Origin of the sequence: Oleiagrimonas sp., assembly GCF_027858935.1 — a bacterium.
In the GTDB taxonomy this organism is placed as follows: Bacteria; Pseudomonadota; Gammaproteobacteria; order Xanthomonadales; family Rhodanobacteraceae; genus Oleiagrimonas.
The window spans coordinates 1-7,315 of record NZ_JAQIBU010000224.1; the positions used below are offsets into that span (position 1 = coordinate 1).

Consider the following 7,315-nt stretch of genomic DNA (forward strand, 5'->3'; position numbering starts at 1 on the left):
ACCAGGGCCAGGCGGCAATTGGACAGCTCCTCGATGGCGCGCAGGTAGGCGCGCGCGGCGGCGGGCAGTTTGTGCCACTCGCGCACCCCGGAGGTGGGCTGGTCCCAGCCCGGAAACTCCAGGTACACGGGCTTGCACTCGGCCCAGCCGTCGGCGTCCAGCGGGGCCAGTTCGCGGCGCTTGCCGCGGTACTCGTAGGCGATGCAGACCTTGATGGTGTCCAGTCCGTCGAGCACGTCCAGCTTGGTGATGGCCAGGCCGTTGATGGCGTTGATCTGCACCGCGCGCTGCAGCGCGACCAGGTCGATCCAGCCGCAGCGGCGCGGGCGGCCGGTGCTGGCACCGAACTCGTGGCCGGCCTTGGCGATGGCCTTGCCGACGTCATCGTGCAGCTCGGTCGGGAACGGGCCGCTGCCCACGCGCGTGGCGTAGGCCTTGCAGATGCCCAGCACGTAGTCGATGTCGCAGGCGCCCACGCCGGTGCCGGCCAGCGCGCCGCCGATGGTGGTGTTGCTTGATGTGACGTACGGATAGGTGCCGTGGTCGATATCCAGCAGCGCGCCCTGGGCGCCCTCGTACAGGATGTTGCCGCCCGCGGCGCGCAGGTCGTGCAGTACGGTGGCGACGTCGTCGACCATGGGCCGGATGTACTCGCCCCAGGTGAGCGCGGCGTCCAGGACCTCCTTCTCGTCGACCGGATCGGCCTTGAGCCACTGGGTCAGCACGAAGTTGTAGTACTCCACCGCCGTCTTGATCTTCTCGGGCAGGTCGTTGGGGTACATCAGGTCGGCCACACGGATGGAGCGGCGCGCGACCTTGTCCTCGTAGGCCGGGCCGATGCCGCGCCCGGTGGTGCCGATGGCCTTGCCGCCGGCGGCCTTTTCGCGCGCCTGATCCAGGGCGATGTGGTACGGCATGATCAACGGCGTGGCCGGGCTGATCTTCAGCCGCGAACGCACCTCGACGCCGTTGCCTTCCAGCTCCTCGATCTCGCTCATCAGCGCGGCCGGCGACAGCACCACGCCGTTGCCGATCAGGCAGGTGACGCCCTCGCGCAGGATGCCCGACGGGATCAGGTGCCGCACGGTCTTCTTGCCGTCGATGACCAGTGTGTGTCCGGCGTTGTGACCGCCCTGGAAGCGGGCCACGGCGCCGACGCGCTCGGTCAGCAGGTCGACGATCTTGCCCTTGCCTTCGTCGCCCCACTGCGCGCCCAGGATTACAACTGACTTGCCCATCTCGAAAATCTCGCTGAAGTTGAAAAGTATTCGTTTGCGGGGCGACGTCGGTGACTAACTTCGCCCTCCATGGCTCAGCAAGTCACCCGGCCTGCGGCTTCCTGCCTTCGGCGTTCGCCGGGGGCATCCTTCCCGGGCGCCCCAAGCAACGCTGGTGGATCAACGGCGTGGCCGAGGCACTGGCACCGCCCTCAGTAAACCAGGCGCAGGATCACCAGCCCCAGGACCATCGCGCCGGCGCCAATCATGCGCAGGCTGCGCGGGTCCATCTGGCTGGCCTCGCGCATCATCCGCTGCCAGGCCTGCGGCGCCGCGAACAGCACCAGACCTTCGATCACCATCATCAGGCACAGCGCGGCGTAGAGCTCCTTCGGCATGGCTTGGCTGCGCTCAGGGCTTCTCGCCGCCTCCGTTGCTGAAGTACTTCATGAACTGTGAATTGGACTTGAGGATCAACACGCTCTTGCCGTTGGCGAACGCATGGCGGTAGGCCTGCAGACTGCGGTAGAAGGCGTAGAACTTGGGATCCTTGCTGTAGGCCTTGGCGTAGATCTTGGCCGCCGTGGCGTCGCCTTCGCCGCGCACCTTGGCGGCATCGCGGTGGGCGTCGGCAATCAGCACCTGGCGCTGGCGGTCGGCGTCGGCACGGATCTTCTCACCCGCCTCCTTGCCGGTCGAGCGCAGCTCGTTGGCCAGCTTGGTGCGCTCGGCGCGCATGCGCTTGTAGACCGAGTCGCTGACCGCAGCGGGCAGCTCGATCTGCTTGATGCGCACGTCCAGCACCTGGATGCCCAGCGTCTTGTTGGTGGACTTGTCGGCCAGCTCGCGCACGCGCTTGGTGATGTCCTTGCGGCCACCGGAAATCAGCGCGTCCAGCGGACGGGCGTTGACCTCGAAGCGCAGCGCATCCTTGACGATGGGCGAAAGCCGCTGACGTGCCTGGTTGAGATCGCCAGCGGTGGCCTGGTAATAGGTGGAGTTCTTGGCGATGCGCCACTTCACGTAGAAGTCGATGTTGACGCTTTTCTTCTCCAGCGTGAAATAGCGCTCGGGCTGCGCGTCCAGGGTCTGGATGCGCGCGTCAAAGCGCATGACCTGCTGGATGAAAGGAATCTTGAAGTGCAGGCCGGGCTTGTCGTTGGTGCGCTCGATGCGGCCAAACTGAAGCACGATGGCGCTTTGCCCCTCCTTGACCACGAACGCGCTGTTGTACGCGGCAAGCAGCAGGACAATCACAATGATGATGCTGGTGGTCTTCACTGGCCACCTCCCGATTTGGAGTCGTTGGCGGATGCATCGGCGCCCGCTGATTGCTGCTGGGCACCAGGCACGGGCACGTTGCCGTCTGCCTTGGTTCCGAACAGTTTGTTCACAGGCAGGTAGATCATGTTGCGGCCGTTGCTGCCGTCGATCACCTTGGGATTGTTGGCCAGCACGCTTTCCATGGTTTCCAGCCACAGCCGCTTGCGGGTCACTTCCGGCGCGGCTTTGTACTGCGCCAGCAACAGGTTGAAACGCTCGGTGTCGCCGGTGGCCTGGGCAATGCGCGAGGCCTTGTAGCCGGCCGCCTCGGCGGCGATGCGGGCCGCGTTGCCGCGCGCCACGGGCACCACCTGGCTGGCATAGGCCTGAGCCTCGTTCTCGATGCGCTGCTTGTCCTCGCGGGCCTTGTTGACGTCGTCGAAGGCGTCACGCACCTGGTCGGGCGGGGATACATTCTGGAAGCTGACCTCGGTCACCACGATGCCGCTGTGGTATTCATCGACCGTGTTCTGCAGCGCCACCCGGGTCTTGGCCACCAGCTGGGCGCCCTGCCCGGACAACAGCGTGTCCATGTTGTTGTTGCCGACCACCGATCGCACGGCGGCTTCGGCGGCTTCCTTCAGGGTCTCGTCCGGATCGCTGATGGAAAACAGGTAGTCCCGTGCATCCGAAACCTGGTACTGCACGTTGAAGTTGACCGAGACGATGTTTTCGTCGTTGGTCAGCATGGTGACCTTGTCGGAGAACGAACGCACCTGGGTGGTGGCGACCTTGCTGACTTCCTCGATCGGCGAAGGCAGCTTGAGGTGGAAGCCCGGCGGCAGCATGCGCGAGTACTCGCCAAAGCGCAGCACCACGCCAACCTGACGGGCACCAATCACGGTGTAGCTGGTCAACGCCAACCAGGCCAGCAGCAGAGCCACGATGATGGTGAAGATGCCGCCACCGCCGCTGCCGCCAAAACGCCCCAGGCGTGCACGCAGCTGCTTGAAGATCTTCTCGAAGTCCGGGCTTTTGCCACCCCCGCCGGAACCGCTGTTGCGGCCCCAGGGATCGCGCTCCCGCTTGCCACCACCAGGTTCATTCCAGGCCATGATTCAACGTACTCCTGCAGGCAGCCGGGTGGTCGGCGTACATGTCCAACGCCGTCTGCGTGTCGTGTAAGGATCGGGCATCGTTGCGGTCGCCTTGGCACCGGGGCCGCTGCGAGCTTCCCCGCATCCGCCCGACGATGCAAAACAAGCTCGAATCTTAACAGATCGGCGTACCCGAAGGCCCCCGCCATGAGCGTAGCCCGGATAAGCGCAGCGCATCCGGGGAAGCCGCTTCCCGAGCCGTCATGACAAAGGCCGCCGAGCATCCCTCCGGGATGAGACCGAAGGGAATGCCCGCGGGACGACCGGAGGACGTGCCCGTGGCACGGCCAAGGTCTTCTCCGGGCTACTCGGGGTTGATGAGTGCGCGCAGGGCCCGGGCTTGTGCATCACTGTTGCCGGCCAGCGGGGCGAGGACACTGCGGGGGGCGTCCAGCTGCAGCTGCCAGCCGTCTTCGTCGACTTTTTCGCTGACAATGGCACCCAGCGAAGCCAGACGCGCATGCATGCGCCCGGCGCTCAAAGGCAATTGCAGCGAAGCCCGCACCCGCTCGCCGCCCAGGCGCTCGCCCAGGGCCTCGCGCAACAGGTCCAGGCCAACGCCGGTATGGGCGGAAAGCCATACCTGCTGGGGCATACCATGCTCGTCGCGCTTGATCACCGGCTGCGTGTCGGTGAGGTCGATCTTGTTCATCACCCGCAACTGCGGCACGTCTTCGGCGCCGATCTCGGCCAGCACCTGGTTGACCACGCTGGCCAGAAGTTCGCGCTCCTCGTCGGCGGCGTCGCTGACATGCAGCAGCAGGTCGGCGTCGCGCGCTTCGGACAGGGTGGCGCGAAAGGCGGCCACCAGGTCATGCGGCAATTCGCGGATGAAGCCGACGGTGTCGGCCACCACCGCCGGTCCGCAACTGAGATCCTCGATGCGACGCACGGTCGGGTCCAGGGTCGCGAACAGCTGGTCGGCGGCGTACACCTCACCCGTGGTCATCGCGTTGAACAGGGTCGACTTGCCGGCATTGGTGTAACCGACCAGGGCCACCCGCGGCACCGTATTGCGCATGCGTGCACGACGCTGCTGGGTGCGCTGGGTCTGTACCTTGTCCAGACGCTGGGTAAGCATTTTCACGCGCCCCGCGAGCAGGCGGCGATCGGTTTCCAGCTGGGTCTCGCCGGGACCGCGGTTGCCGATGGCACCGCCGCGCTGGGTGTCCAGATGGGTCCAGCCGCGCACCAGGCGCGTGGCCATGTGCTTGAGCTGGGCCAGCTCGACTTCCAGCTTGCCCTCGTGCGAGCGCGCCCGCTGGGCAAAGATGTCCAGGATCAGCCCGGCACGATCGACCACGCGCACCTTGAGCAGGGCTTCCAGATTGCGCTCCTGCACCGGAGTCAGGGTATGGTCGACCAGCACCAGGTCGGCCTCGAAGGCGCGCACGGCCTCGGCCAGTTCCTCGGCCTTGCCGGAACCGATGTAGTACTTGGGGCTGGGTTTCTCGACCCGTGCGCGGACGCGCTCAAGCACCTCGGCACCGGCTGAACGGACCAGCTCCACGAATTCATCGGCACGACTTTCGCTGTCCAGGTCACCGCGGGCATGCGGCAACAGGACGACAGCACGTTCGCCTTTCTTCTCACGCTCGAACAGGGAGACCACCTTGATATGGGGCGATTCCCGCGCGGAATGCGACGGGAACGACAAGCATAGTGTACTCCCCGCCGGTAACGCGGGTCATCGGTTCGCGCTGGTCCGTTCCGGGCTGAACCCGGAATCAGGCCTCGGCTTCGGCCGTTTCGGTCTGCTGACCGGCCTGTGTGCCGAGGTCATCCAGATGCACGTTGCGGCTGGGCACGACCGTGGAGATGGCGTGCTTGTAAACCATCTGGCTGACCTGGTTGCGCAGCAAAACCACGAACTGGTCGAACGATTCGATGGTGCCCTGCAGCTTGATGCCGTTGACCAGGTAAACGGCCACCGGCACCCGCTCACGGCGCAGAGCGTTCAGGAATGGATCCTGCAAAGACTGTCCCTTGGACATTTTTGTTATCTCCCCCGGCGGTCCCGAGTGTACGGTTTCGGGCACGGCCCTTGAACGCGGTCGGTAAAAAAACGCCGGCTATGGCTACGACCGCAACAGTCCCGGCCCGTCCGCCGCAGTTCACGGAAAAGGTCGGGCGCTGAATGAATCTTAACTGCTTTGCGGGTGCGCGCAAGACTGGAGTGGTGACACGCACGAAACAGGCAAACGCGCGCCGTGTGTCGGCGTGCTCCTGCGGCCCATGTTCGGGCGGGTGAACTTCGGTAGGGGGCGCTTCCTGGCGGTGTGGAACGAGCGCGCCCGTGAGCCGTCCCCCCACCTCAATCCTCCGTCGGGATAGGGCGGCCTGAATGCGCAGAGTGCATGCCCCGGACCGCTAGGTGTGCGTTGCGCGGCGGTCTGGATCACGCTCGGGTCCTCTCGCTCGAAGCCAGGAATAGATCGACCGCCTCGATCGCGATCCGGGTCACGTCGGCCGTATCCGGATCGATGCAGCGTGCGTCGAAGGCGCGCCGCAGCCATGTGGTCTGGCGCTTGGCCAGCTGGCGGGTGGCATAGACGATGCGATCGGCAAGTTCGGCGGCATCGATCTGACCATCCAGATGCGCCCAGGTCTGGCGGTAACCAACCGCGCGCATGGCCGGCAGCGCGGGGTCGAGGTCGCCGCGCGCGCGCAACGCGCGCACCTCCCCGACCAGACCTGCGTCGAGCATCTGCGTGACCCGCGCTGCGATACGCGCGTGCAGCAGACCGCGGTCGGCAGGCAGCAGGGCCAGTTTGAGTACGCGCCACGGGAAGCGGCTGACCGCCCCGCCCTGTTGTTGCTCGCTGAGCGGACGGCCGCTGCGTTCGATGACCTCCAGCGCGCGCGACAGGCGCTGGGCGTCCTGTGGCCTGATCCGCGCCGCCGCGTCGGGATCCAGCGTGGCCAGTCGCGCATGCAGTACGGGCCAGCCTTCGCGCGCCGCCTCGTCCTTGAGGCGCGCCCGCAATGCCGGGTCGGCCTGCGGCAGCGGCGACAGGCCCTGCTGCAGGGCGCGAAAGTACAGGCCGGTGCCGCCAACCAGCAGCGGAACATGCCCGCGGCGGGTGATGGCCTGCATGGCCGCCAATGCATCGTCGCGGAACTCGGCGGCCGAGTACGGCTCGGACGGGTCGCGAATGTCGACCAGGGCGTGGGGATGGCGCGCCAGGGTGTCTGCATCCGGCTTGGCACTGCCGATGTCCAGGCCGCGGTAGACCAGTGCCGAGTCCACGCTGATCAGCTCGACCGGATAGCTCTCGGCCAGGCTGCAGGCCAGGTCGGTCTTGCCGGTGGCGGTCGGCCCCATCAGGAAGATGGCCGGCGGGCGGGTCTCGAGGGCGGACATGCGGCGATTGTAGTGCGCTCGCACGCCAAGGTCCGGCAAAGACGAAGATGTAGCCCGGATAAGGCCCTCGGCCGCATCCGGGATGGGCCGCCCCGCGGCCCCGAGCTCCACGCCTGTGGATACAGGCTTCCCGGATGCGGCCGAGGGCCTTATCCGGGCTACATCTTCGTCTACATCTTTGTCTTTGTCGGACCTCGGCGTGCGAGCGCACTACAATCGCCGCATGTCCGCCCTCGATACCCGCCCGCCGGCCATCTTCCTGATGGGGCCGACCGCCACCGGCAAGACCGACCTGGCCTGCAGCCTGGCCGAGA

7 protein-coding genes are annotated in these 7,315 nt (G+C 66.3%); all 7 read right to left on the reverse strand.

The window, feature by feature from the left end; all coding sequences use genetic code 11:
• A partial coding sequence (locus PF446_RS08340; protein ID WP_298070975.1) for an adenylosuccinate synthase occupies nt 1-1,238 on the reverse strand: 1,238 nt, incomplete at its 3' end.
• Between the two features lie 191 nt (nt 1,239-1,429).
• Nucleotides 1,430-1,615 (reverse strand): DUF2065 domain-containing protein, encoded by a 186-nt coding sequence (locus PF446_RS08345; RefSeq protein ID WP_298070976.1) that lies wholly within the window; start codon nt 1,613-1,615, stop codon nt 1,430-1,432.
• A gap of 13 nt (nt 1,616-1,628) precedes the next feature.
• Nucleotides 1,629-2,498 (reverse strand): protease modulator HflC, encoded by an 870-nt coding sequence (hflC, locus tag PF446_RS08350; RefSeq protein WP_298070977.1) that lies wholly within the window; start codon nt 2,496-2,498, stop codon nt 1,629-1,631.
• Entirely contained in the window at nt 2,495-3,595 is a 1,101-nt protein-coding gene (hflK, locus tag PF446_RS08355) for an FtsH protease activity modulator HflK (RefSeq protein ID WP_298070978.1), read from the reverse strand. The genes hflC and hflK overlap by 4 nt, the downstream gene beginning before the upstream one ends.
• A 346-nt stretch (nt 3,596-3,941) precedes the next feature.
• Complete coding sequence (hflX, locus tag PF446_RS08360; RefSeq protein WP_298070980.1) at nt 3,942-5,240, reverse strand: ribosome rescue GTPase HflX; 1,299 nt, start codon at nt 5,238-5,240, stop codon at nt 3,942-3,944.
• A 124-nt stretch (nt 5,241-5,364) separates the two neighbouring features.
• Entirely contained in the window at nt 5,365-5,631 is a 267-nt protein-coding gene (hfq, locus tag PF446_RS08365; protein ID WP_343224668.1) for an RNA chaperone Hfq, read from the reverse strand.
• A 404-nt stretch (nt 5,632-6,035) separates the two neighbouring features.
• Nucleotides 6,036-7,001 carry a tRNA (adenosine(37)-N6)-dimethylallyltransferase MiaA gene (gene miaA / locus PF446_RS08370; protein WP_298070979.1) on the reverse strand — a complete coding sequence of 322 codons (966 nt, stop codon included), beginning with the start codon at nt 6,999-7,001 and terminating at the stop codon, nt 6,036-6,038.
• Nucleotides 7,002-7,315 lie beyond the last annotated feature (314 nt).